We start from the raw sequence: 22,731 nt of genomic DNA, 5'->3' as shown, positions 1-22,731 counted from the left end.
CAAGTTTACGCCATGGCCAGGCTAGGAAGGCGTCGGCTGCTGCACGTCCTGCACGTCCTGTTTTCGGCGCTCGTGGTGCTGCTGGTGGCCGCGTGCGCGAGCCCCACCTTGCCGCTGCCGCCCCCGGCCATTCCCTCGATCGCGCCCGCCGGCGAAGGGCAGTATGCGCTCCGCTCCGAGCATGGGGTCGAGCCCAATGCCGTGGTCGTCATTCTGAACAACAACCAGACCTTGCCGTTGAACAAGCGCGCGGCCGCCACCTTGGCCAACGCCGAGGGCACCTGGGAGCAGGTCGTTTACGCCTCCCCGGGCGACGTCCTCGACGTGACGCAAGAGTACGGCTCGATGCGCTCGGCCCAGACGACCTTCCGCGTACCTACGAGGTAGCGGAGGTTAGATCCGCGGGCCCACGAGCCGCCGTGTGCCCGCGCACTTGGCGAGGCCGACGACACCGCTCACGGTGAGAAGAACGACCGCCAGCGCGGCCGAGCTGCCTACCGGACCCATCATGGTAAAGAGGTAATCAAACATGTGCCACCTGCCGGGTTGACCAAATAAAACTGGCCGACCAGTATCTTTTGGCCAAACGACCAAAATGTCAAGATCCCACAACGCCATGCGTCATGAATTGACGACGCTGACGAAAGTTGAGACCTTTCGGCTACTTGGCAGCTGTCACAGCTGAAAAAGAGAGAACGCGACCACTTCGACGGCGCGCAAAAGCTCTTCTTCTTCTTCCGGTTCCGAGGGGTCGAACAGCTGTTGTAAGCACAACCCGTCCAAAGCCGCCATCAGCATACGTGTAATGACACAGGGCGAAACCTTCGGACGGAGCCCGAGCGTTTCGAGGCTCCCGATGAGGTCCTGAATGATCTGATTGCGGATGGCGTGCATCATCGAGCGCACCGCCCCGCGCAGGTGCGGCTCGTGAACGGCTTGCGCCATCAGATCCATGATCACGCGGATCTCGGGGATGCCTTCGCGCCGCATTTGCCACGCTTCGCGCAGGGCGCGGCGAATGCGCTCCGTCGGTGTTCCGCCGAGCTCCCACGCTTCGCGGGTGCGGGTGGCGACGACCATCGAACAGTGCTCGAGCACGCGCGCAATGAGATCGTCTTTGTTGGCAAAGTGGTAGTGCACCACGCCTTTGCTCATGCCCGCGGAGTGAGCAATGTCGCTGACGCTGGTGTGCGCAAAGCCTTGATTGGCAAGGGCGCGAACCGCCGCCTCGACGACGGAGCGACGACTTACTTCGCTCTTCTTGTAGCTGGCGCGTGCAGTCATTCTGGCCGACCGGCAATTATATAGGGCCGATTCCGTTATGATGGCCGCAAAGACGCAACGGCGCACAGCGCTTCCTGCGCCCGGCGCCTTTTTCTTTTATTGACGCGATGCATTACGCTGCGCGCGATGCACGCGGCCAATGCGTTTGGGCGTTAGCGCCACTCGGTGGTGGGCGACGCGAGGGGGGCGGGGGCTTGCTCGAGCATCTTGAGCGCGACCCGCTTCTTCTTCTTGGGTTGCGGCATCGCCTCGAAGGCGGCTTCGTCGATCACGTCGCCCACCAGATCGTAGTCGCTGGCTTGGGAGATGCGGACCCTGCGGATCTGGCCGGGGAGCACCTCGGCGCCCGAGAGGTACACCTGGCCGTCGATCTCGGGGGCTTGGCCCGCGTGGCGACCCGCCATGACGAACTCGTGCTCCTCACTTGGCCCTTCGACCAAAATGTCGAGCTCTTGCCCGATGCGCGTGCGGTTGGCGGCGCGCGCGATGCGGCGCTGGAGGGCCATCAGCTTGCGGTAGCGGGCCGACGCCACCTTGGCGCTCACCTTGTCGTCGAAGCCGAAGCTCTTGCAGCTCTCCTCGTCGGAGTACCGAAAGACGCCCACGTGCTCGAACCGCGCCCAGCTGACGAAGTCGCACAGCTCTTGAAACTCGTCGTCGGTCTCGCCGGGGTGCCCCACGATGAACGCGGTGCGGAAGGTGAGCCCGGGGATCTCCTTGCGCATCCGCTCGACGACCTTGCGCTGGCGGTCGATGCCATGGCCGCGCTTCATGCGCTTCAACATGGCGTCGGACGCGTGCTGCAGCGGCATGTCGACATAGGGCACCACCCGCGGGTGGTTGGCCAAGAGCTCGATGAGCGCGTCGTCGATGGTCTCGGGGTAGAGGTAAAAGAGCCGCACCCAGCGGATGCCTTCCACCTCGGCCACGCGCTCCACCAGGGACGCGAGCGAGCCGCGCTCGGACTTGGCGAGATCGCGGCCATAGGCGATGGTGTCCTGCGAGATCAAATTGAGCTCGACCACGCCTTGGGCCGCGAGCTGCTCGGCCTCGCGCACGATGTCGTCGGCCGGGCGCGAGCGCTGTTTGCCGCGGAACTCGGGGATGGTGCAGAACGAGCAAACGCGGTTGCAGCCCTCGGCGATCTTCACGTACGCGTGCACGCGGTTGCCGGTGAGGACGCGGGGATCCTTGGCGCTCACCACCCAATCCGCCGGGTGGCCGACGAGCATGCGCTCGGCGCCGCCGCGCAGCACGTCGCCCAGCTTGAGCATGTCGCTGGAGCCCAAAAAGTGGTCGACCTCCGGCATCTGGCTCGCGAGCTCGGTGGGGTAGCGCTGCGAGAGGCAGCCGGTGACCACCAGGCGCTCCAAGCTGCCGTGCTTCTTCAGCTCCGACAGCTCCAAGATCGTGTCGATCGACTCCTTCTTCGCCTCGCCGATGAAGCCGCAGGTGTTGATGACGATGGTCTCGGCCTCGTCCGCCTCGGCCACGATCTCGTACCCCGAGGAGCGCGCGACGCCGACCATGACCTCGCTGTCCACCCGGTTCTTCGGGCAACCCAGGCTGACGAAGTAGACGCTTTTTCTCGGTGTTTCCATTTGCGGGGGGCATCCTCGTAGCACGCAGGCTGCGCGGCCGCACGCCGTTGTTGCAAATTGCGGCCAAATCCGGGCCGTCTCGCCCGGTTCACCGGGTGAAATGCGCGAGCTCGGGTCGGATTTGGCGCGCGGCCGGGTCGTCGATCCGCGCGCGCGGGTCGTGGACGCGCGCGGGCGTCACCCCATCGACTGCGTGAAGCGGTCGAACAGGTACATGGAGTCGTGCGGGCCGGCGGCGGCCTCGGGGTGGTATTGCACGCTGAAGGCGCGCAGCTCGGGGACGGCGAGGCCCTCGCTGGTGCCGTCGTTGAGGTGAATGTGCGTGCGCTGCGCGCGGGAGGGGAGCGAGTCGAGATCGACGCAGAAGCCGTGGTTTTGCGTGGTGATCTCGATGCGGCCCGTGGTGAGGTCTTTCACGGGCTGGTTCGCGCCGCGGTGGCCGAACTTGAGCTTGTACGTCTTGCCGCCGAGGGCGAGGCCGAGCAGCTGGTGCCCCAGGCAGATGCCGAAGATGGGGAGCTTGCCCGCGAGCTCGCGCACGGTGGCGACCGCGTAGCCGACGGCGGCGGGATCGCCGGGGCCGTTGGAGAGGAAGATGCCGTCGGGCTTCAGCGCCAGGATCTCGGAGGCCTTGGTGCGCGCCGGGACCGCGGTCACCCGGCAACCGGCATCGACCAGGCAGCGCAGGATGTTCTTCTTGATGCCGTAGTCGATAGCCACCACGTGGTGCTTGATGTCCTTCGCCTTGGCCGCCCCGCCCTCGGGCGGCGGGACGTTCCAGCCGCCGCGGCCCTCGGTCCACGAGTAGGGCTCGCGCGGGGTCACCACCTCGACCAGGTCGAGGCCGTTCATATCGGGGGCCTCGCGTGCGCGGCGGATGAGCACCTCGGGCGCCTCGGTGCCGATGGCGGCGTTCTGCGAGCCGTGGTCGCGCAGGTGGCGGGTGAGCTTGCGCGTATCCACGCCCGTGATGCCGGCCTTGCCGTGGCGCGCCAGGTAGGCGTCGAGCGACTCCTCGGAGCGCCAGTTGGAGGCGATGGGGCTCAGATCGCGCACCACGAAGCCGGCGACGTGCACCCGGCCGTCCACCGACTCGGCGTCGTCGGCGTTCACCCCGACGTTGCCGATCTCCGACGCGGTCATCACCACGATTTGCCCCGAGTACGAGGGATCGGTGAGCACCTCTTGGTAGCCGGTCATCGTAGTGGTGAAGACCGCTTCGCCGGTGGCGAGCTCGCGGGCTCCGAAGGGGCGGCCGGGGAAGACGGTTCCGTCGGCAAGGGCGATGTATGCGCGCTCGGCGTCCATTACGAGCTCCTCGGGGTCGATTCGAATACGACGTTTCCAGCGACCATGGTCATTTTTACGCGCCCTTTGACGGTTCTTCCCAGGAAGGGGGTGTTGTGCGACTTGGAGCGTAGGCACGAAGCGTCGATCGTCCAGCGTTCTTCCGGATCGATGAGGACGAGGTCGGCGCGCGCGCCCTCGCGAATGCGCTTGTCCGGCAGCCGCGCGATGCCCGCCGGCGCCTGGGTGAGCGAGGTGACCAGGCGGGCGAGGGGAAGCGCGCCCTCCGCGACCAACCCCAGCAACAGCGGAAGACAGAGCTCGAGCCCGATCATCCCCGGCTTGGCCTCGCTCCACTCGCATCCCTTGTCGATGGTGGCGTGCGGCGCATGGTCGGTGGCGACCGCGTCGATGGTTCCATCGGCGAGCCCTTGGCGGAGCGCCTCGATATCGCGCTGTTCGCGCAGCGGCGGGTTGACCTTGCACGCCGTGTCGTAGAGGCCCACCGCTTCGTGGGTGAGCAAAAGGTGATGCGGGGTGACCTCGGCGGTGACCCGCAAGCCGCGCGACTTGGCCTCGCGCAAGAGGCGTACGGTCCCTTCGGTGGACGCGTGGGCCACGTGGTAGCGGGCACCCGTGTACTCTGCAAGGAGCAGATCGCGCGAGACGATGATGTCCTCGGCGACCCGCGGCCAGCCGCGAAGCCCGAGCCGCGTGGAGACGGAGCCCTCGTGCATCTGCGCCCCTTCGGTGAGGGCGTGATCTTCGGCGTGCTGGATGACGGGGAGATCGAACACGCTGGCGTATTCGAGCGCCCGGCGCATGACCGCGCTGTTCGTGACGCACCGCCCGTCGTCGGACACGGCCACCGCGCCGGCCTCGCGCAGATCCCCCATCTCGGTGAGCGATTCGCCGCGCTGCCCGACGGTGATGGCGCCGATGGGGTGCAGGCGGGTGCCGCCGACCTCGTGCGCGCGCGCGAGCATGGCCTCGGTGACCATGCGGCTGTCGTTCACCGGGAGGGTGTTCGGCATCGCGCAGATGTCGGTAAAGCCCCCCGCGGCCGCGGCGGCGAGACCGCTGCGGATGTCCTCCTTGTACTCCTGGCCCGGCTCGCGCAGGTGGGCGTGCAGGTCGACGAGGCCGGGCAGAAGCCACGCGCCAGGCGCCGTGATCACCTGCGCCCACTCGGCCTTGGCCGCCTCGGCGCCCGCATCGGGGCCCAAGCGAACGATGCGATCCTTCTCGATCACCACATCGATCACGGCATCGAGTGCCGAAGACGGGTCAATCGCGCGCACATGACGGAAAACGATGAGGCGATCCAACGTGGGTCCTTTGTGGGCGGTCTCGGGTCGGCGCCGTCATAGCACGAGCTATCGGCCCGGTAGCTCGATTCTTCGCTCGATGAGACCGGTCCGCGCCCCGCGAACGCGAATCGTTACGAGCCCGGCACCCACGGCGGCCGGCGAGCTCGCGTTCGCCGTCGCGCGGGAGACGACCCATGTGAGCTTCCGGCTCGAGGAGCCGTTGTGACTGTGCTGGAGCAGCAGGTAGGCGGCGTCCTGCCCATGTCCCCAACCGGCCAGGTGGCCGACGTCGCACCGCGCTTCGGTGGGTGAGACGAGCGCGGCCGCGCCCTCCGTGACCACCTCGGCAAGGAGCGGCTGGTTCCAGGGGAGCGATTTGGCCGAGCTCAGGACATAGCTGGGCAGGTACCCGTGGTTTTCGACCGTGACCTCGACGCGGAACAGATCTTCGCCGAGGGCGGTGACGGTGGGAGTCGAGAGCACGATGTCGGGCGCGAGGGCGGCCACCCGAAGGAACGCGGCCGATTGCTTCGCGCACACCTCGGCGATCCGCTCGAACGGCGGGTTCTGGATGCCCACGCGCGCATCGCGTCCGCCGACCTCCACCTCGCCCAGCTGCGGGTGCTGGAAGGTCCGCCATGGCCGGGTGACCCGCGATTGGTTGTGATCGCGATCCCAGCGCGCGACCTTCAACAAATCATCGCGCGACAGCGAATCGTAATTGGCAATGAAGGGCTTTTTGCGCTCGAGGCCAGCTTGAGCAAACAGATCCCAGAGCTCGCACACGTAGCCGATGGTGCCGCGCTGGTGGTACGCGAACGCGGAGAGATCGCCGCGGATGGGGGTGTCGGGGGAGTACAGGAACTCTTCGAAGCCCGAGACCATGGGGTAGCCGGTGATGGACTCGCTGAACGCGCCAATCGCGCGAAAGAGGGCGAGATCGTCGGGGTTCATCTTTTTGTCCGGCGCGTCGCCGAGCGGGCGAATGAACACCCCGCCGAAGGTGTGCAGGTTGAGCCAGGCGAAAATCTCGGGGTGCTCGCCGACGAATTCGACCACCGCGCGCGACTCGGGCTCGCTGGCCGCAAACGCGCCCGCGCCGAACTGCTCGTGCTCTGGCGCCCACGACCAGGGGAAGTTGCGATTGAGATCGGTGTCATTGTCGGAGAGGTAATTCGGGACCGGGATGGTGACGCCGTCGAAGGGCTCGATGACGCCCTCGGGGTAGAGCTTGTAGAAAGGGCCCTCGTCCTCGAAGGTGCGCGGGAGCATCAACCCGGGGATCTCCGCCGACTCGACGAACTCACCGCCCGGGTCGCGTTTGCGCATGGCCAGCGAAAGGCCATCGCCGTCGACATCGCGCGCGACCCATCGCGGAACTTGGTGCCGCTCGTGGCGGCGATCGCGCGGGTTGGAGCGAACCCACCGTCCCTCGTGGAGCACGGCCTCGGCGCCATCGGGGCACATGCGCGGCAATACGTGAAAGAGCACCTTGGCGGCAGACGCCCGAACCCGCGGCGGGAGGTTCGGTGCGCCGTCGCGCGCGTGCGACTCGGGAGAGGACGCGGAGGCGAGGTGCAGCCGGATCACGTCCTCGGCGATGGCGAGGGCGGCGCTCGATCCACAGAGCTCCCCGGCGTGCATATTTCCATCGACCCACACCGACGGCCGCACGCGATCCGGATCGGGCCCGATGGTGAGGAGCCATAGATCGCGCCCCTCGAGGCTCTTGCCGATGGAGCGAAGGCGCACCAAGTCGGGAAAGCGCTCGGCCCACGCGCGCGCTTGCGCGGTCAAGGTCTCGTAGTCGAGGTAGCGCTGGCGAAAGCCGAGGTGGAGCGAGTCGAGCAAGGAAAGCGCGTCGGAAATTTCCATGGCGGCGAGACTATCCCACGGCCTTGGCGCGAAGTGTCTCGTCGCTGCGAGGTGTCTACGCTTCGAGATGCGCTTTCTCACGCGTGAGACACCCGAGGTCCTGCGCGCGACGAAATACGGCGATTTATGGCCGTTCTTTGTGCGGCCCCAATCGTGCTTAGGGGTCTCGCAGGAGGCTACATGACCTTTTCGACGTTGACCCGACGCTGCGCGACTCTTCTCTCGGCTGCTCCGATGCTCGTCTTTCTTGCGTGTTCCGACAGCGGCGCGGCGAGCGCCGGCTCCGAAAACTCCGAGGACTCCGTGCGCGGCGGCACCCCGGCGGCTCCGGGCAGCTGGTGGAAGCCGACGAGCGACAAGCCGATTCATTGGCATTGGCAACTCTCGGACACGTTCACGCACCCACGCGACGTGCTTCCCAACGTATCGGTCTACGACATCGATGGGGAGCTGACCCCCGCCGCGACGGTGGCCAAGCTGAAAGCCGCGAGCCCCAACAACAAAGCCATTTGCTATTTCGACGCGGGCGTGTGGGAAGATTACCGATCGGACGCCGGCCGATTTCCGAAGTCCGTCATCGGAAAGCCCGACGTAGGATGGGAAGGGAGCTACTGGCTCGATATCCGCCAGCTCGACATCATCATGCCGATCATGAAAGATCGCATCATCAACTGGTGCAAGAACAAGGGCTTCGACGCGATCGAGCCCGACGAAACCGAGGTGTGGAGCAACGACTCCGGCTTCCCCATCACCAAAGAGCAGAATACCGCGTTCCACAAGGCGCTCTCCGATCTCGCGCACTCCCTGAATCTCTCGATCGGCCTCAAGGGCAACAACACGGAGGCCGACATCCTCGAGCCGTATTTCGATTGGGCGCTGACCGAGCAGTGCTGGGAGTTCAACGAGTGCAAGCTGTTCAAGGACTCCTTCGTCAAAAAGAACAAAACCGTATTCAACGTCGAGTACAAGAAGGCCCCGAACTGCGCGAGCGCCAACGCGTGGCACATCAACTCGTCCCAGCGCGATCTCCAAGTGACGGGGCCGAAAAACAGGAAGTACTTGTACAAGCCCTGCGTGCCCGACAACCGCGACACGTGGTGATTGGGGGGATGGCCGCTTCGCGGCCTATTCGTTGCTCGTGGAGCGGTGTGCGATTTTTGTGAGCGGATTTTGCGATGCTCGTTGCTCGTGGAGCGGTGTGCGATCTTCGTGAGCGGATTTCGCGATGCGCGGTGCGGTCTTCGTGAGCGGATTTCGCATGCTGTTGCACGTAAAGTGGCGCGGGCTCGTGAGCGGATTTCGCGATGCTCGTTGCTCGTGGAGCGGTGTGCGGTCTTCGTGAGCGAATTTCGCAATGCTGTTGCTCGTGAGTGGCGCGGGCTCGTGAGCGGGTTTCGCAATGCTGTTGCTCGTGGAGCGGTGTGCGGTCTTCGTGAGCGGATTTCGCAATGCTCCTTGATTGGGGAGCAGGTGTTCGAGGTCGAGCGACGGCTAGGTGGTATCGTCGTCGCTCGTTTTGCCCATGCCGAGGCGGTTCATCATGCGGTAGATGGTGGGGCGGGCGATGCCGGTGCGTTCTACGGCTTTGGTGACGATGCCGCCGGTGGCGGCGAGGGCGTGGGTGAGGTAGGCCCGCTCGAAGCGCTCGAGGAGCTCTTGCTTGGCTTCGTGGAAAGGGGAATCGAAGAGCTCCGCGTCGAGAGCAGCGGTCGACGTGGAGCTCGCGCCGCCGATGCGCGCGATGGGGCCCGCTTGGGTGTCGAAGAGTTGTTTGGGGTTCGCGGCGCCGAAGAGGGCATAGCGGTCGATGACGTTGCGGAGCTCGCGGACATTGCCGGGCCACGCGTAGGACGAGAGGAGGGCCGCGAAATCGGGGGGTAGCTCGCTCTTCGGATCGCGCGTGGTGCGGCGGAGGAACGAGAGAGCCAAGGGGACGATGTCCTCGCGTCGATCTCGCAGCGGGGGAACGACCACGCGCAGCACCGCCAGGCGGTAGAACAAATCGATGCGAAACTCGCCGCGGTGAACGGCCTCGCCAAGGCGGCGGTTGGTGGCGGCCAGCACGCGCACATCGACCGAGTGCGGGCGACCTCCCACCGGTCGCACCTCGCCCGTCTCCAATGCGCGAAGCAGCTTCGGTTGCAGATCCACCGGCAGCTCGCCAATTTCGTCGAGGAAGAGCGTGCCGCCGTGCGCTTGTTGAAACACCCCATCGCGCGCGCGATCGGCGCCCGTGAAGGCGCCGCGCTCGTGGCCGAACAGCTCGCTCTCGATGAGCGACGCGGGGATGGCGCCGCAGTCGATGGCCACGAACGGCCCCTCGCGCCGGCGCGACTCGGAGTGAACCGCGCGCACCAGCACCTCCTTGCCGACGCCGCTCTCCCCCTCGATGAGAACGGGCGCGTCCGACGGCGCCGCGCGCTCGAGCAGCGCAAAGACGTTGCGCATGGCGGGCGATACGCCGAAGGCGCCGCCGAACTGCTCGCGCGCGCTCACCTCGAGCTCGGTCTCGCCCGTGTCGAGGCGCACGGCCAGGGTGGTGGCCCCCAGGATCAAGGTGGCGTCGGCGACCAACGTGATGCGCTCGATGCGCAGCGCGCCGCACAGCGTTCCATTTTTGCTGCCGCCGTCGGTGACCACGATGCCGATGGGCGAGAGCGCAAGGCGAAGGTGCTCGCGCGACACCGTGCCGTCCGTGAGGCGCAAATCGCAGCCTTCGCCCTTGCCGACCACGAACACCGGGCGATCCACCCGTGCCCTTCGCCCCGTGTCGGGCCCGGAGACCACCTCGAGCCACGCGGCGCGCACGCGGACCGATGCGTGCGCCGAGGATAGAGCGTTGGTTTCTCCGTCGGATTTCATGGAGGGCATGACGTCACCAAGTCACCAATCACGTGTCACCAGTCACCAGGATGCTACGCGACCTTCGAACAGCGTGGCGCCACCGAGGTTGGTGCGCGTCTTCGCCGGCGACAAGAGCCAGATCGTCAAACCGGCTCCGGCCGCCACCAGGGCAACGCCGAGCGACGCGTTGGTCACCAGGCGCTCGCGGTAGAATGCATCGCGCGTCGCGTCGGTGGGCGAGCTGGAAAAATCGTCGCGCGCGCTCGCCGTTCGCAGACCGAAGATGCCCGCACAGGCGAGGGCCGCGCCGGATACGCCAAAGGCGATCCATGTCGCCGTGGGCGGCGGCTTGGACGATTTTGCCGGCGCAGCCAACACCGTGGGCTTCGCGAGAGCCGACGGCGTACCGCCCGCACCGGCAGGCGGATCGCCGGTGGCCGTGGACGGCGACGAAGGAAGGGCCGTCTCGAGCTCCTTCGTTTCGCCGAGGCCCACATGGACCTCGAAACGACGCGGCGCCGAGCCGTCGAAGACGGTGACGGTGTGGGCGCCGGCCGTCATACGCTTTTGCGCCGGGAGCGAAAAATTGGCGCCGCCGTCGAGGGAGGCGACTGTGCCCGAGCGCCCGCGGATCTGCACGGTGGCCACGCGCTGGCCGAGCGTCTTCAGCCGGCTCTCGGCCTCGGTGCGGTACGAGGCGGCGGCGTTGGGATCGGCGAGCACATGATCGCAGTCGCTCGCGGCGCGCACGGCATCGTCGGCGCGCGCCCATGCTTCGGCCGCGTTCAGCCACGCCACCGGGTGCGGCTCGTACTCGGCGGCCTGCTCGAAGGCGGCGGCGGCGGCCGTGAACTCACGCCGCGCAAAGGCCGCGCGCGCCTGCTGAAAGCTCGCCGAGGCGCGCTCGTGCGCCGTGGGCTCGGCGTTGGCCGGGGTCGGGAGGGCGGAAGCAACAAGGAAGGTCGCGGCTAGAACGAAGAGGGCGCCGTGGGTCTTAATGCGCATAAGGATTATCGGAAAATTTCGGAGCCGGCATGGCTTTTCGCCGCGGTAAGGGACGCGCCGCAGGCGAGGGCGAAGCATGCTTCACCGCCGATGAAGATGGCAACGCGGCGACGCCCGCGCCGGCAGACACGGCAGCCTCGCCCGCGCCCGTTCCGCCCGTCACGCCCGACGCCGTCGTTACACCTGTCACGGCCGCCGCGCCCGTTGCCACACCGACCCGCTCGGCCGACGCCGTCACCCCCGCGGGAAGCATGGCGACCGAAGCCGCCGGGCGCCAACGCTTCGCCACGAACGCCGCGCCCGTGAACGCGACGAGCGCGCACACGAACACCACCATCGGCCACGCGCGCCGCGCGCGCATCGACGGAACGCCCGACGTGGTGGGCGCATGCGTCCCTTCATCCGCCGGATCGCCCGCGCCCGCCCGCTCCGCCCCTTCGACCAACGTCGCATCCTCGCGCAGCTTGCGTCCGCGCGCGTCGAGCTCGGTGCCCACCAGCCGTTCGACCAAGCCGCCAACCTGCTTGGACGAAAGATCGAGCTCCGCGCGCCGCGCCGCGTGCTCCATCGCATCGGCGAACGACTCCGCCGTCGCATGGCGCCGCGAAGGCTCGACACATAGCGCCTGCGCCACCGTGACGGCGATCGCCTCCGGCACCTCGGGGCGCCGTGCGCGCACATCGGGGGCCGCGAGGCTTCGCTCCACGAGCGCCGCCGCATCGGCAAAATCCGACCCGGGGCGCGGTGTACCGCGCGCATCGGGATCGAAGAGCCGCTCGCCCGTGATCAGCTCCCAGAGCATCACCCCCAGCGCGAACACATCGGCGCGGCGATCCACCGACTTTCCGCCCAGCTGCTCCGGCGCCAAGTAGGCGCGCTTGCCGATGATGGATCCCGACTCCAAACCGGCGTGCGCGAGCCCGAACGCCTTGGCGATGCCAAAGTCCGCCACCTTGGCGACGCCGTCGAGCCCCACGAGCACATTGTGCGGCGAAACGTCGCGGTGGACGAGCTCGAGCCGCTGCCCGGCCTCGTCCTTGGCCTCGTGGGCGGCGTGGAGCCCTCGCGCCGCGTCGATGCAGATGCGAAGCGCGATCCCCAGGGGCATGGCGCCGCGCAGCCGCTTGACCAGCGCCGCGACCGAATCGCCTTCGACCAACGGCATCGCCTGGTAAACGGTTTCACCCTCTTCGCCCAGGTCGAGCACGGGCACGACATGGGTGTGGCGCACGTAGGAGGCGAGGCGCGCCTCGTTCAAGAACATCATGCGGAACGCGGCATCCTTGGCGTACTCGGGCCGGATGGTCTTGACGGCAAACACCTGACGAAAGCCAAACCCCCCGCGGCGGATGGCGACCCACACCTCCGCCATCCCGCCCGATCCCAAGGGATAGAGAAGCTCGTAAGGGCCCAACGTCGCGCTCCGGCCCGCGGCCATCGGGGCGCCGTTCGGGACGCGCCCGCGCGCCTCGTCCGGTGCAGCCGGTCCGGCCACCTGCGCCGCGCGCTCGTGCGCGCCGCCGATCCGAAACGTTTCCGTGCGCTCCTCCACAGCTTCGTTCTACTGTAACTCCGGCACATGCGCGCGGCCTTGTGGATTCTCGGGATAGCGATCGGCGTGATCTCGGTCGCCGGCGCCGCGGGCGGTTGCTTGATGACCATCGATGAAGGCCGGATCCCTGCCGGGCAGGCGGACGGGGCCGTCGCCGCGAATCCTGGCCTGTTGTGCGGCGATGGCGCATGCACGCTCGCGCGCACCGTATGCTGCGCACGTAAATATGCAGAGATGAACTACCGAACTGGCTCGTGCACATTGGCCAACGAGTGCGAGACAGGCGATTACCTCTCGTGCGAGCGCGCCCGCGATTGCAACAGCGGGAGCGATGGCGCGAGCCAAAACGCAAAAGTCTGTTGCGTGATCTCGGATCCACAGTCCACGCGATCGCAATGCGAAACGAGTTGTTCGGGTCACATCCTTTGTGAGCCTTCCGTCGATCGCTGCCCACAGGGCAAGACATGCAAAGAGAGCCATGCCTTTCCGGGTTTGGGCGAGTGCATTTGAGTTTGGCTCGGCTCGGAACGAAGTTTCGGTAGGAGTGTTACGCTCGCGCGATGATCGCGGAAGCGTGGTGTCTCGCGAAGCTCGATGTCACGACGGCCGAACGTGCGATCTTGGAAATTGCCGCCAAGCTCGTGAAGCACGGTCGGGTGCGCGCGTCGTTTGGACATGCGACCGTGGCGCGCGAGCGGCGCTCGCCCACCGGTGTTCCTTTTGCATCGCTTGCCGTCGCGATTCCGCACGTGGAGCCCGAGCACGTGCTCGCGTCGAGCATCGCCGTGGCGACCCTCGCGTCGCCGCTCGCGTTTCGCGAGATGGGCTCCCCGCAGTCGGTCCTCGATGTGCGGATCGTGATCGTGCCCGCCTTCGAGGCCAGCGATCAGGCTTCGGGCGCTCTTTCGCGCCTGATCGAGCTCCTGCAGGACGATGGCTTGCGTGCGGCCTTGGTGGACGCGCAAGATGAGCGGGGACTCGTGCGCTTGCTCTTGGAGCGCTGGGAGGGGTGATGCACATGCTGAACGACATCGTTCGCTACGTTCTCGATCTGGGCGCGCCGGTGATGATGCCCTTGATCATTACGACCTTCGGGCTTTTGCTCGGGCAAGGCTTCGCGCGCTCCTTTCGCGCGGGCCTCACCGTGGGCGTGGGCTTCATCGCCATCGGTTTGGTGGTCGGGCTCTTGGTCGGGGTGGTGGGGCCCAAATCGATGGCCTTCGCCAAGGTCTTGGGGCTGAAGTTCGATGTGCTCGACGTGGGCTGGCCCATGGGCGCGGCCGTCTCGTTTGCCTCGCCCATCGCGGCGGCGCTCATCCCGGCGGTGCTCTTGCTCAACGTCCTCTTGGTCGTCACCCGCGTGACCCGCACGGTGGACGTGGACCTCTGGAACTATTGGCACTTCATTTACACGGGCGCCTTGATCCACGCGGCCACCGGCTCGCTCACCCTGGGCGTGTTCGGCGCGTGCATCACCGCCTTCGTGATCTTCAAGCTCGCCGATTGGACGGCGCCGGCGGTGGAGCATCATTTCGGGCTTCCGGGCATATCGCTCCCGCACACCGAAACCGTGAATTGGGCCCCGTTCATGTATGCCCTCGAGCGCATCGAGCGAAAGATCCCCGGGCTATCCAAGTGGGAAATCCGCCCCGAGACCATCCGCAAACGGCTCGGTCTGATCGGCGAGCCCATTTTGATGGGCGCCGTGCTGGGCGCCCTCATCGGCGCGCTGGGCGCCATTCCCATGTGGAACGAAGGACACTACGGCGCGTGGCTGAAAGAGGTGCTCACCTTGGCGGTGACCATGTCGGCCGTGCTCATCGTGCTGCCCAAGGTGGTGGCCATCCTCATGGAGGGGCTCATCCCCGTCTCCGAGGGCGCGCGCGACTATCTGCGGCGGCGCCTCCCCGGGCACGATCTCTTGATTGGCCTCGACGCGGCCGTGGTCATCGGGCACCCCGCCAACATGGCCATCGCGCTTTTGTGCGTGCCGCTCATGATTCTTCTGTCGGTGTTTCTCCCCGGCAACCGCATGCTGCCCTTCGCGGACATGGCCGCGCTGCCCTTTTACGTGCTCTGGGGGGTGGCCGCATCGCGTGGAAATATGGTGCGCGGTCTGCTCAACGCCATCGTCATCCTGGTCTTCATTTTGTGGATCGGGACGAGCCTGGGCCCGCTCACCACCGAGCTCGCGCGCGCGGCAGGATTTCGGCCCGAGGTGATGGGGGAGGCGGGGCAGTACCAAGAGTGGTCCGGCGTGGCGCTGGGGAGCCATATCGTGCCGTGGATCGTTCTGCATTTGTTCTGTCCGAGCGCGCCCGGGTTTTGGCTGGCGGTCCTCGGCGCCATGGCGTTCTTTGCCGCGTGGTACTGGGTGCGCGACGAGCTGCGCATGCAATACAAATACGAGGACCTTTCGTGAGCGCGGCCGGCGACGGCAACGACCCTCGGGGTGCCGCGCCCGCGTGTGTCCAGGTCGATCTCGAGCTGCTCGAGGCGCTCCACGCCCGCCCGGCGAGCATGCTGGTCCGCCTGGCGTCGCGCCAGACGGCCGATGTGGAGCTCGTGTGCGAAGGCCGCCGCGCCAACGCCAAGAAGATCCTCGAGGTGCTGCGGCTCGGCGCCCGGCGGGGTAGCCGCCTGCAGCTGACCGCGCGCGGCGAGGACGCCGCCGCCTCGCTCGAGAAGCTCGCCGAGCTGGTGCGCGGCGGCTTCGTCTCCGATGCGCTCCCGGAGAGCGGAACGGCCGCCGCGCTGGGGATGGCCGTGGGGCGCGCGTCGTGGATGCGCGCGCCCGATCTGGAGAGCCCCGAGTCGCTCCGCGGCTTCGCGCCCATCTCCGTCGGGGAGAACGCGGAGGCGCAGAGCGCGCGCCTGCGCGGCGCCTTCGAGGGGGCGGCGCTCGATCTCGCGAAGCTGATTGGCGCGCTCCCGCCCCGGGAGGCGCAGCTCTTCGAGCCGGAGCTGGTCATCCTCACGGAGCTGCTCCAAGGTGCCCTCGGCCACGCGGTCACCGAGACGAGCGCGGAGGCCGCGCTCGATGCCGCCGCCACCGAGGTGCGCACCGAGCGGACCGATCTCGTTCGCGACGCGTTCGGGCGGGTGCGCGCGCGGCTGCGCGGCGGGGCGGCCTCGGGGCAGGAGGCGCACGAGGCGCTGGAGTCGGCGCAAGGGGAGCGCATCTTGGTGACCGACACGCTCACGCCGTCGTTGCTCGTCTCGTTGCCCCCGTCGTTCTCCGGCATCGTCGCCTCGGATCATCTGGGCGCGGGGTACACGTCGCACGCCGCCATTCTGGCGCGGGGGCGCGGCTTGCCGCTGGTGTTCGCGCCGCCGCACGCGGTCGAGGCCATCGCGGAGGACGACGTGGTGGTCATCGAGTCGACGGTCCAATCGTGCCACTTCTGGGTCTCGCCCAGCGCCGAGTTCGTGGCCAAGGCGCGCGCCCGCCGCGACCTTTGGCGCACGCGCGAGGCGGAGGAGCAGGCGCGCGCGGCCGAGCTCTCCGCGTCCGCCTCGTCACCCGCGGCGCTGCCGGCGTTCATCGTTCGCGCCAATGTGAGCGCGCGCGATGAGCGCATCCCCGACGTGGCGGATGGCATTGGCCTTTTGCGAACGGAGCTCCTGTTCGCGGCGGCGCACAAGGCGCCCAGTGAATTGGAGCAGGCGGCGGTCTACCGCGAGCTTGCGCGCCGCGTTGCCGGTAAGCCATGCGTGGTGCGTCTCTTTGACGCGGGCGGCGACAAACCGCTCGCATGGTTGCCCGCGCCGCCGGATGACCCAGACCTTCGCGGCATCGGGCTCCTCTTCGCCAACACCGATGTACTCCGGGCACAACTGCGCGCGATCGACCGCGCGCACGGTGCGCCGGACAGCGACGTGCGTATTCTCGTTCCCATGGTGCGCTCGGCGGACGACGTGGAGCGTGTACGGCGCAGTTTGAAGACGGATATCGCGGTGGGCTCCATGATCGAGTCGCTCGCGGCGGCGCGCGAGGTCGATTCGATTGCGCGCATCTCGGACTTTATATCGATTGGTACGAACGATTTGGCTTCGAGTATGTTGGGTGTCGATCGGACACGTGGCGCTTTAACCACCGACGCATCCCTTCTCGCGGTGATTCGAAGCATCGTCGAGGGCGCGCACGCTCGTGGTCGGAAGGTGACCGTTTGCGGGGAGCTCGCGGGCGATGCACTCGGCGCGCGCATGCTCGTAGGGCTCGGGGTGGACGCTCTGAGTGTCACCTCGGCTCGAATCACGCCAATCAAGCTTGCCCTGCAAGGTTCGCGCGTGGATGTGGATGGATGAGGCGAGAATAAAGCAATTAGGTGCCCTTGCGGAGCCCCTCGCGAAGGGCGATCCTTGATGGCGTGAAGCGAATTTTGGTGGCTTGTGGGACGGGGATTGCGACCTCCACGGTGGTCGTTCAAAAGCTCGGTGAGCTATTGCGCAAGCGCGGTTTGGAAGTGCGGATCGAGCAGTGCAAAGCTTCGGAGGTGGAGAGCAAGATCGCTTTTTACGATCTGGTCGTGTCGACCACCGAGGTCGGTGACTCGAAGGGAAAGCCCGTGGTCCGCACGGTGAGCTTTTTGACCGGCATTGGCGTCGATCGGGACATCGAGCGTATTGCACAGATCCTCGCCGGCGCGGCCTAGGCGACGATGCGTGTCTTTGCCTACGAGCGATCGCGCGACCGCGTCTCGCTCGTAGCCCAAGACGCGCTTCTCGCCGGCGTGTTCGGAGCGCTCCTCGCGTGGCGGCCCGAGGGCGCCTTGGGGGAGCTCGGCGCCGCGCTTCGCATCGCCATTCCAATCGTTCTTCTGTGGGGATGGCTCACCTTGCACTTCCCCACGCGCGTCGAAGTCGGCGACGGGCATATTGCGTTTGAGCGCTACGGACGAAAACACCGATTCGAGCGGCACGGCATCGAGTCGATTTCGGTGCGCCGTTTCCTCGTGCGCGATCGCGTTCTGATTCGGATTGTCCCGGCGCCCCCGTGGCGCGGGCGCTATTGGCTTCTCACGAGCCTGCCCGACATCGACGAGCTTCTCTCGATTTTGGCGACGTTCCGACTTTGAGCGCGGGCCGCACGGAACCGGTGCCCGAGCTCCAAGCCGGGACCCCACGCGCTCCTTGGCCCACGCGCGCGGCGCCTACGCGTTCGGGGCGCGCCCGCCGGGATCACAAAGAACCGAGGGCCCGCTCGCGAACGAGGGACCCTCGGGACTTTGCTTCGGTTTACGAGCGGTACGTTGCGGTAGCCTTGTAGTGCAGAACACGACCACAGGTCGTGGTGCGCACGCTGCCGTGGCAGACGTCTTCGCCTTCGAAGGTCGTCTGGCCGCGGCGGAGGCTCGCCATGATGGGGTACGTGATGTCGTGCCCACCATCCTCGCAATCACGCTCGCCGCACATCAACGCGAAGAGCGCCGGAGCGCTCGGCACGACGATGCGCCGGATGTATGTCGTTTCGGGGTTTCGAGCATCGCCGCGGCGCTCTTCGATCTCGAGCTTGAGGCTCTCGAGAGCTGGCACCTCCGCCTGCAGCCGAGGTGATTCGTCCTCACGCTGGCGTCGGGCCTCGTAGCGCTGGGACGCTTCGGTCCCGCGGCGTTGCATCACCAGCGGTCACCGCCACCGCCACCGCCGCGACGGCCACCGCCGCCGCCACCGTAGCCGCCGCCACCGCGACGACCACCGCCCCCACCACCACCACCGCCGCCGCCGAAGCCGCCGCCACCGCCGCCGCGAGGAGCGCGCTCCTCCGCCTCGTTGACGCGCAGGGGGCGCCCGTCCACCAGGGCCCCGTTAACATTGGCGATTGCTCGCTGCGCTTCCTCGCGCGAGCCCATGGTCACGAATGCGAAGCCGCGCGACCGACCGGTTTCACGGTCGGTGACGATATGGACGTCGGTCACCGTCCCGCTCTCGGTGAATACCTCCCGCACCGATTCGGTCGTGGCATGAAAGGAAAGGTTGCCCACATAAAGTCGATTGCTCATCTCGCGTCTCGATCCGTCACGGCTCTAGAAAATCCCGCCCCGAAACACCTTAAACACTGATGCGGGAACGGAGCCACCCGTCTGACGAGCCGTGCAGATCGGAGCGGAGGGCGCGCCCGGAGAAACAGTCTCCGCGCGTTCCCACGGTGTCGTAACCAGAGTCAAGAGCCAGCCGATCCCGGAAGGAGAGAGCATCGTCGTGGTGCCGGAAACGTAACGTGAGGAGCCGTACGCTAGCACCCTCGCGAACCACTTTCCACTCGGTACGATCGGCAGCGCAAAACAACGTTTTTCTGGCCAATGGGGCCCGCTTGAGGAGCCGATATCGCGCAAGATCGTGCAAGTGCGACACCAAGGCCCGAGCTAGGTGCCCGAATCGAGCCGCACAGCGTTAGGCGGGCATGCACCCTGCTTCGGTGAGGCCCCAGGAGAGGAGCCCAGGAGTCTTACGGGGGGACGGCGTCTGATCCATGGAGGAAACGACGATGAATATCGATCAACTCGAAGGCAAATGGCACGTCCTCAAAGGTGGCTTGCGCGAGAAGTGGGGCAGGCTCACGGACGACGATATCGCGACCATCGAAGGGCAGAGCGAGCGTCTCGTCGGCAAGCTGCAGGAGCTGTACGGTCTGGAGCGCAAGGCGGCCGAGAAGGAGCTGGAGGTCTGGCTCGCGGGACAGGCGTGACGCGTAGGCCCGGAGGCGGGTGATGCACGCCAACGAACCGCTGGTCGCCGCGCTCCTGGGCGAGGTCGCTCGGCACGCGAAGCAGCTTCGAAAGCGCCTTCGCCGCGCCATGGGCTCGCACGACGCGAGCCCCGCGCATCGTGACACCGCCGAGGGCGTGCACGATGCGCGCACGACCGTGCGCCGTCTTCGGCTGGAGCTCGACGTGCTCGCGCGGCACGTGCGCGACTCCTCGAAAATCCAGAAGATCGACGAGGGGCTGCACGCGCTGGCCAAGGCGCTGGGGCGGGTGCGCGACCAGGATGTGCTGCGCGAGCACGCCCGCCAGCACCCCGGCAAACCGCACCTCGGCGAGCTGGTTCACCACGTCGACGCGAAGCGAAAGAAGGAGGTGCGGCGCGCGCGGAGCACGCTCGCCAAGGGGCTGTCCCTGGCGCGGGATCTGCGCCGCCCTACGTCTTTGGCGGAGGCCCCCAGGCCGGGAAAACCCAAGGCGGGCAAGGTGCTCCCGGTCCTCGTGGGCCATTTCACGGCCGAGGAGATCGCGCGGGCCTACGACGCGGTGCTCGCCTTCACGACCTATGTGGAGGCGGGCGATCACGAGGTTCTGCACAAGTTCCGGGCGGCGTGCCGCCGGCTGCGTTACCTGCTCGAGCTGTTCGAGGACGCGACCCACGGGGCCCGAGCCCTCGTCGACGAGCTGCACGAGGCGCAGGGCCTCCTCGGGGATCTCCACGACCTGCACGTGGCCGTGACGCGCGTCTCGAAGTGGTTGGCCAAGGGCGAGTTCGAGCACACGCGCGTCATCGACGCCTATGTGCGCGAGCGTGCACGGGACGACGGGCGTCTCATGGATGCTGCCGTGAAGCAAGCGCAGTCGATCCTCGGCCGGGACTTCCGCCGGCGCCTCGGCGCCATGCTTTTCGGCGATACGGCCCGAGATCTCGCGCCGGCGCTGTCCGGTGACTACCCCCGCGCGGCTGCCTAATGGGACGAAATGTCGCAAATGGCAACGGTCGGAAGGGATGTGGCAGTTTTGCATGCGCGTCGAGGAAGCCATTTGTGCGAGAAACCGAGGCCAAACCCGGTCGGTAGCCGGCATGTGCATTGCTCCTGCGCAGCGCACGATGGAGACGTCCAATTTATCCGATTCGTGTGCAGCGAATTGCGCATCGTTGGCGGATTCATCGCCCGCGATCCTCGAGGCCGGGGATCTCTTGGAAGATCCTCTGCCTCCTTCGCCTCCAACGTTCGAGCCGAACGTTGGGGCCTTGATCAACGACAACCTCCGGCTGGTGTGCCCCATCGCCGAAGGCGGGATGGGGAGCGTGTGGCGCGCCCGTCATCTCGGCCTCGACCTGCCGGTGGCGATGAAGTTCATGTCGCCGAACATCTTTCGCAACGCGCCCGACGCCGTCGACCGCTTCACACGCGAAGCACGCGCGGCCGCGCAGCTGCGTCACCCCAATGTGATTCGAATTTACGATTTTCGATTCCAGTCGCTTGGCGGTGAGCCGCCCTACATCGTGATGGAGCTGCTCGAGGGGGAAGATCTCGAGCGGCGCATCCGCAAGTGCGGAAAGCTCGACCTGCAGGAGGTGACGTCGATCGTGCTGGCGGTGGCGAGCGTCCTCGACGCGGCGCACGAGCACGGGATCGTGCACCGCGACATCAAGCCGGAGAACATCTTCCTCGAGGGGCCCGAGCGCACGGTGAAGGTGCTCGACTTCGGCGTCGCCAAGGTGCAACGCGAGCTCGAGGAGTACGTGGGCGAAGAAGAAGGGATGATGTTCGGGACGCCGTTCTTCATGAGCCCCGAGCAGTTTGCCAACGCCTCCGACGTCGACGGTCGATGCGATCTCTGGGCCCTCGCCGTGGTGGCCTACGAGGCGCTGACCGGGCGCATGCCGTTCGGCGGGATGACCCTGAGCGCCATCTTCCTGGCCGCCGTGCGCGCGAGCTACACGGCGCCGAGCGAGCTGCGGCCCGAGCTGGGGCCGGCCATCGACGCGTGGTTTCGAAAGGCGTTTGCCGTGGCCATCGAGGACCGCTTTGCGTCGGCCCGCGAGATGGGGGAGGCGTTTGCGCGCGCGGCGAGCCCGCGGCCGGAAGGTGAGATGCAGGGCACCTGGAGGCAGTTCGCGGAGCTCTCGCGATCACGGGGCCGCTTTCGCAAGTCGACCACCGCGTCGGTTGCCGTCGCCCTCGGCGCGCTGGTCACCGTGGGGCTCGCGGGCTGGTCGCCGCCGGTAGGGTCAGCCTCCGCGCCGCGCGTCTCGTTCGAGCGCGACTCCGATGCCGTTCGCGCAGCACCCATCGCTCCCACCGACGTGGTGCGCTCGCGGACGGCGCCGCTCCCTTCGTGCGCCGTTCCGTTTCGATCCGAGCTGCCGGCTCGTCCCGCGCCGCTGCCGCACCACGCGCTGGGCGCCGCATCCGCGCCCGAAAAATTACCGGCGGCGGCCGCGTCCGAGCCCGGCGCCGACGAGACTTACCTGCAACAACGGGAGGAGGAGGCGGATCCGCTCTGGTTCCAGTCGCCGGTCCCGATCACCCGCATCCAGCACGACGACACCTGACATTCATGACAAAATCCAGCATTCCAAGACAGCGTTTCACCTCTGTTTCGGGTAGGGCCAGGCCCCCCGCGTACCAATCCACGCGCAAACAGCGCGCACGAACGCCCCGTGGCTGTGACACTTTTGCGGCGCTCGGCGCACCGATGATGCGATGCATCGCGTGCATTTTTCGAGCACCGCCCGGGTGCGCGCGCACGTGCAGCATGGTCCGGCTGTTGCTCTGCGACCCCACGACCGTCGGTTGTGTCGGGGGTTTGCTCCCGGGGAGGTACCCACCGTGGCCATTCTGATCCGAGTGCCGTTCGTTGCATCGCAGTTCGCGGACGATCCCGCGCGATCCGTAGCACGACAAATCACCGAGGCGCGCATTCAAACCGCGCTCGTGCGAACCCTGCTCGATGAGGTCGAACGCTTGTTGCCGTCGACCGGCGTGGAGCACGTGCCCAGCGATCAACTCGCCGAGGAGCTCGCGCGCCTGTCGCAACGCCTCCTCGATGTGGCTGCCGGAATCGTGAGCAGCGCGGACGCTCGCGCCCGCGAGGAGGACGCGACGGTTCGGTCCATCGCCGCCCCCGTCGCGAGCATCGTTGCCCCGGCAGCGAGCGAGGCGCGGACCGATCCTCCGGGCGAAGGCTCTTCGGAGCCGCTCGAAGCTTGCTCGGCGTAGGGCGCGTCGCTGCGCGCGCCTCTCCTGCGTGAGCGCTCC

20 protein-coding genes and 1 pseudogene are annotated in these 22,731 nt (G+C 67.1%); 11 read left to right on the top strand and 10 right to left on the bottom strand.

From position 1 onward, the window contains the following. Positions 1 to 12: 12 nt before the first annotated feature. Entirely contained in the window at positions 13 to 387 is a 375-nt protein-coding gene (locus tag LZC94_26300; protein WXB11369.1) for a hypothetical protein, read from the top strand. 288 nt (positions 388 to 675) lie between these two features. On the opposite strand, the gene LZC94_26295 is transcribed toward LZC94_26300, so the two are convergent. The 5 genes and pseudogenes from LZC94_26295 to LZC94_26275 all read right to left on the bottom strand — a co-directional run bounded on the left by LZC94_26295 (position 676) and on the right by LZC94_26275 (position 7,357). Continuing rightward, complete coding sequence (locus LZC94_26295) at positions 676 to 1,284, bottom strand: TetR/AcrR family transcriptional regulator (protein ID WXB11368.1); 609 nt, start codon at positions 1,282 to 1,284, stop codon at positions 676 to 678. A 263-nt stretch (positions 1,285 to 1,547) separates the two neighbouring features. Beyond that, positions 1,548 to 2,885: pseudogene (gene rimO / locus LZC94_26290) on the bottom strand (30S ribosomal protein S12 methylthiotransferase RimO). 177 nt (positions 2,886 to 3,062) lie between these two features. After that, positions 3,063 to 4,193: a glutamine-hydrolyzing carbamoyl-phosphate synthase small subunit gene (carA, locus tag LZC94_26285; GenBank protein WXB11367.1), complete on the bottom strand. Its 1,131-nt coding sequence runs from the start codon at positions 4,191 to 4,193 to the stop codon at positions 3,063 to 3,065. Beyond that, complete coding sequence (locus LZC94_26280; GenBank protein ID WXB11366.1) at positions 4,193 to 5,500, bottom strand: dihydroorotase; 1,308 nt, start codon at positions 5,498 to 5,500, stop codon at positions 4,193 to 4,195. The genes carA and LZC94_26280 overlap by 1 nt, the downstream gene beginning before the upstream one ends. Positions 5,501 to 5,548: 48 nt before the next feature. Continuing rightward, the gene (locus tag LZC94_26275) at positions 5,549 to 7,357 is read right to left on the bottom strand and encodes a M14 family metallopeptidase (protein WXB11365.1); all 1,809 of its coding nucleotides are present in this window, start codon (positions 7,355 to 7,357) and stop codon (positions 5,549 to 5,551) included. Positions 7,358 to 7,537: 180 nt separating this feature from the next. On the opposite strand from LZC94_26275, the gene LZC94_26270 reads away from it, so the two are divergent. Beyond that, entirely contained in the window at positions 7,538 to 8,458 is a 921-nt protein-coding gene (locus LZC94_26270; protein WXB11364.1) for an endo alpha-1,4 polygalactosaminidase, read from the top strand. 390 nt (positions 8,459 to 8,848) lie between these two features. Here the strand turns inward: LZC94_26270 and LZC94_26265 are convergent, their stop codons facing one another. The 3 genes from LZC94_26265 to LZC94_26255 are packed head-to-tail and all read right to left on the bottom strand — an operon-like array spanning position 8,849 to position 12,758. Next, positions 8,849 to 10,228 carry a sigma 54-interacting transcriptional regulator gene (locus LZC94_26265; GenBank protein WXB11363.1) on the bottom strand — a complete coding sequence of 460 codons (1,380 nt, stop codon included), beginning with the start codon at positions 10,226 to 10,228 and terminating at the stop codon, positions 8,849 to 8,851. A gap of 33 nt (positions 10,229 to 10,261) precedes the next feature. Next, complete coding sequence (locus tag LZC94_26260; protein ID WXB11362.1) at positions 10,262 to 11,206, bottom strand: hypothetical protein; 945 nt, start codon at positions 11,204 to 11,206, stop codon at positions 10,262 to 10,264. Further along, on the bottom strand, positions 11,196 to 12,758 hold the full coding sequence (locus tag LZC94_26255; protein ID WXB11361.1) for a serine/threonine protein kinase: 1,563 nt from the start codon (positions 12,756 to 12,758) through the stop codon (positions 11,196 to 11,198). Before LZC94_26255 ends, LZC94_26260 begins: the two co-directional genes overlap by 11 nt. Before the next feature lie 560 nt (positions 12,759 to 13,318). Between LZC94_26255 and LZC94_26250 the strand changes: the two genes are divergently transcribed. From LZC94_26250 to LZC94_26230, 5 genes are all read left to right on the top strand, one after another. After that, entirely contained in the window at positions 13,319 to 13,771 is a 453-nt protein-coding gene (locus LZC94_26250; protein WXB11360.1) for a PTS sugar transporter subunit IIA, read from the top strand. A 5-nt stretch (positions 13,772 to 13,776) separates the two neighbouring features. Beyond that, positions 13,777 to 15,180 (top strand): hypothetical protein, encoded by a 1,404-nt coding sequence (locus LZC94_26245; protein ID WXB11359.1) that lies wholly within the window; start codon positions 13,777 to 13,779, stop codon positions 15,178 to 15,180. Then, entirely contained in the window at positions 15,177 to 17,066 is a 1,890-nt protein-coding gene (locus LZC94_26240; GenBank protein ID WXB11358.1) for an HPr family phosphocarrier protein, read from the top strand. Before LZC94_26245 ends, LZC94_26240 begins: the two co-directional genes overlap by 4 nt. Positions 17,067 to 17,128: 62 nt before the next feature. After that, positions 17,129 to 17,413, top strand: coding sequence for a PTS sugar transporter subunit IIB (locus tag LZC94_26235; protein ID WXB11357.1), 285 nt, complete (start codon positions 17,129 to 17,131; stop codon positions 17,411 to 17,413). Between the two features lie 6 nt (positions 17,414 to 17,419). Next, positions 17,420 to 17,836: a hypothetical protein gene (locus LZC94_26230; GenBank protein ID WXB11356.1), complete on the top strand. Its 417-nt coding sequence runs from the start codon at positions 17,420 to 17,422 to the stop codon at positions 17,834 to 17,836. Positions 17,837 to 17,996: 160 nt separating this feature from the next. On the opposite strand, the gene LZC94_26225 is transcribed toward LZC94_26230, so the two are convergent. Both LZC94_26225 and LZC94_26220 read right to left on the bottom strand, forming a co-directional pair. Continuing rightward, entirely contained in the window at positions 17,997 to 18,380 is a 384-nt protein-coding gene (locus LZC94_26225; GenBank protein WXB11355.1) for a hypothetical protein, read from the bottom strand. Further along, positions 18,377 to 18,760: an RNA-binding protein gene (locus LZC94_26220; protein ID WXB11354.1), complete on the bottom strand. Its 384-nt coding sequence runs from the start codon at positions 18,758 to 18,760 to the stop codon at positions 18,377 to 18,379. Before LZC94_26220 ends, LZC94_26225 begins: the two co-directional genes overlap by 4 nt. 485 nt (positions 18,761 to 19,245) lie before the next feature. Between LZC94_26220 and LZC94_26215 the strand changes: the two genes are divergently transcribed. The 4 genes from LZC94_26215 (at position 19,246) to LZC94_26200 (ending at position 22,692) form a co-directional block, all read left to right on the top strand. Beyond that, positions 19,246 to 19,446 carry a CsbD family protein gene (locus tag LZC94_26215; protein ID WXB11353.1) on the top strand — a complete coding sequence of 67 codons (201 nt, stop codon included), beginning with the start codon at positions 19,246 to 19,248 and terminating at the stop codon, positions 19,444 to 19,446. A 22-nt stretch (positions 19,447 to 19,468) separates the two neighbouring features. Then, a complete protein-coding gene (locus tag LZC94_26210) occupies positions 19,469 to 20,434 on the top strand; it encodes a CHAD domain-containing protein (protein ID WXB11352.1) in 966 nt (321 codons plus the stop codon). Between the two features lie 283 nt (positions 20,435 to 20,717). Continuing rightward, positions 20,718 to 22,025, top strand: a complete 1,308-nt coding sequence (locus LZC94_26205; protein ID WXB11351.1) for a serine/threonine protein kinase — start codon at positions 20,718 to 20,720, stop codon at positions 22,023 to 22,025. Positions 22,026 to 22,302: 277 nt separating this feature from the next. Further along, positions 22,303 to 22,692 (top strand): hypothetical protein, encoded by a 390-nt coding sequence (locus LZC94_26200; protein WXB11350.1) that lies wholly within the window; start codon positions 22,303 to 22,305, stop codon positions 22,690 to 22,692. The last annotated feature ends 39 nt before the right edge of the window (positions 22,693 to 22,731 follow it).

It is taken from the genome of Sorangiineae bacterium MSr11954 (assembly GCA_037157815.1).
In the GTDB taxonomy this organism is placed as follows: Bacteria; Myxococcota_A; Polyangia; order Polyangiales; family Polyangiaceae; genus Pendulispora; species Pendulispora albinea.
Note: the sequence above shows the minus strand (reverse complement) of the source record. Positions and strands in the feature narration are given on the sequence as shown.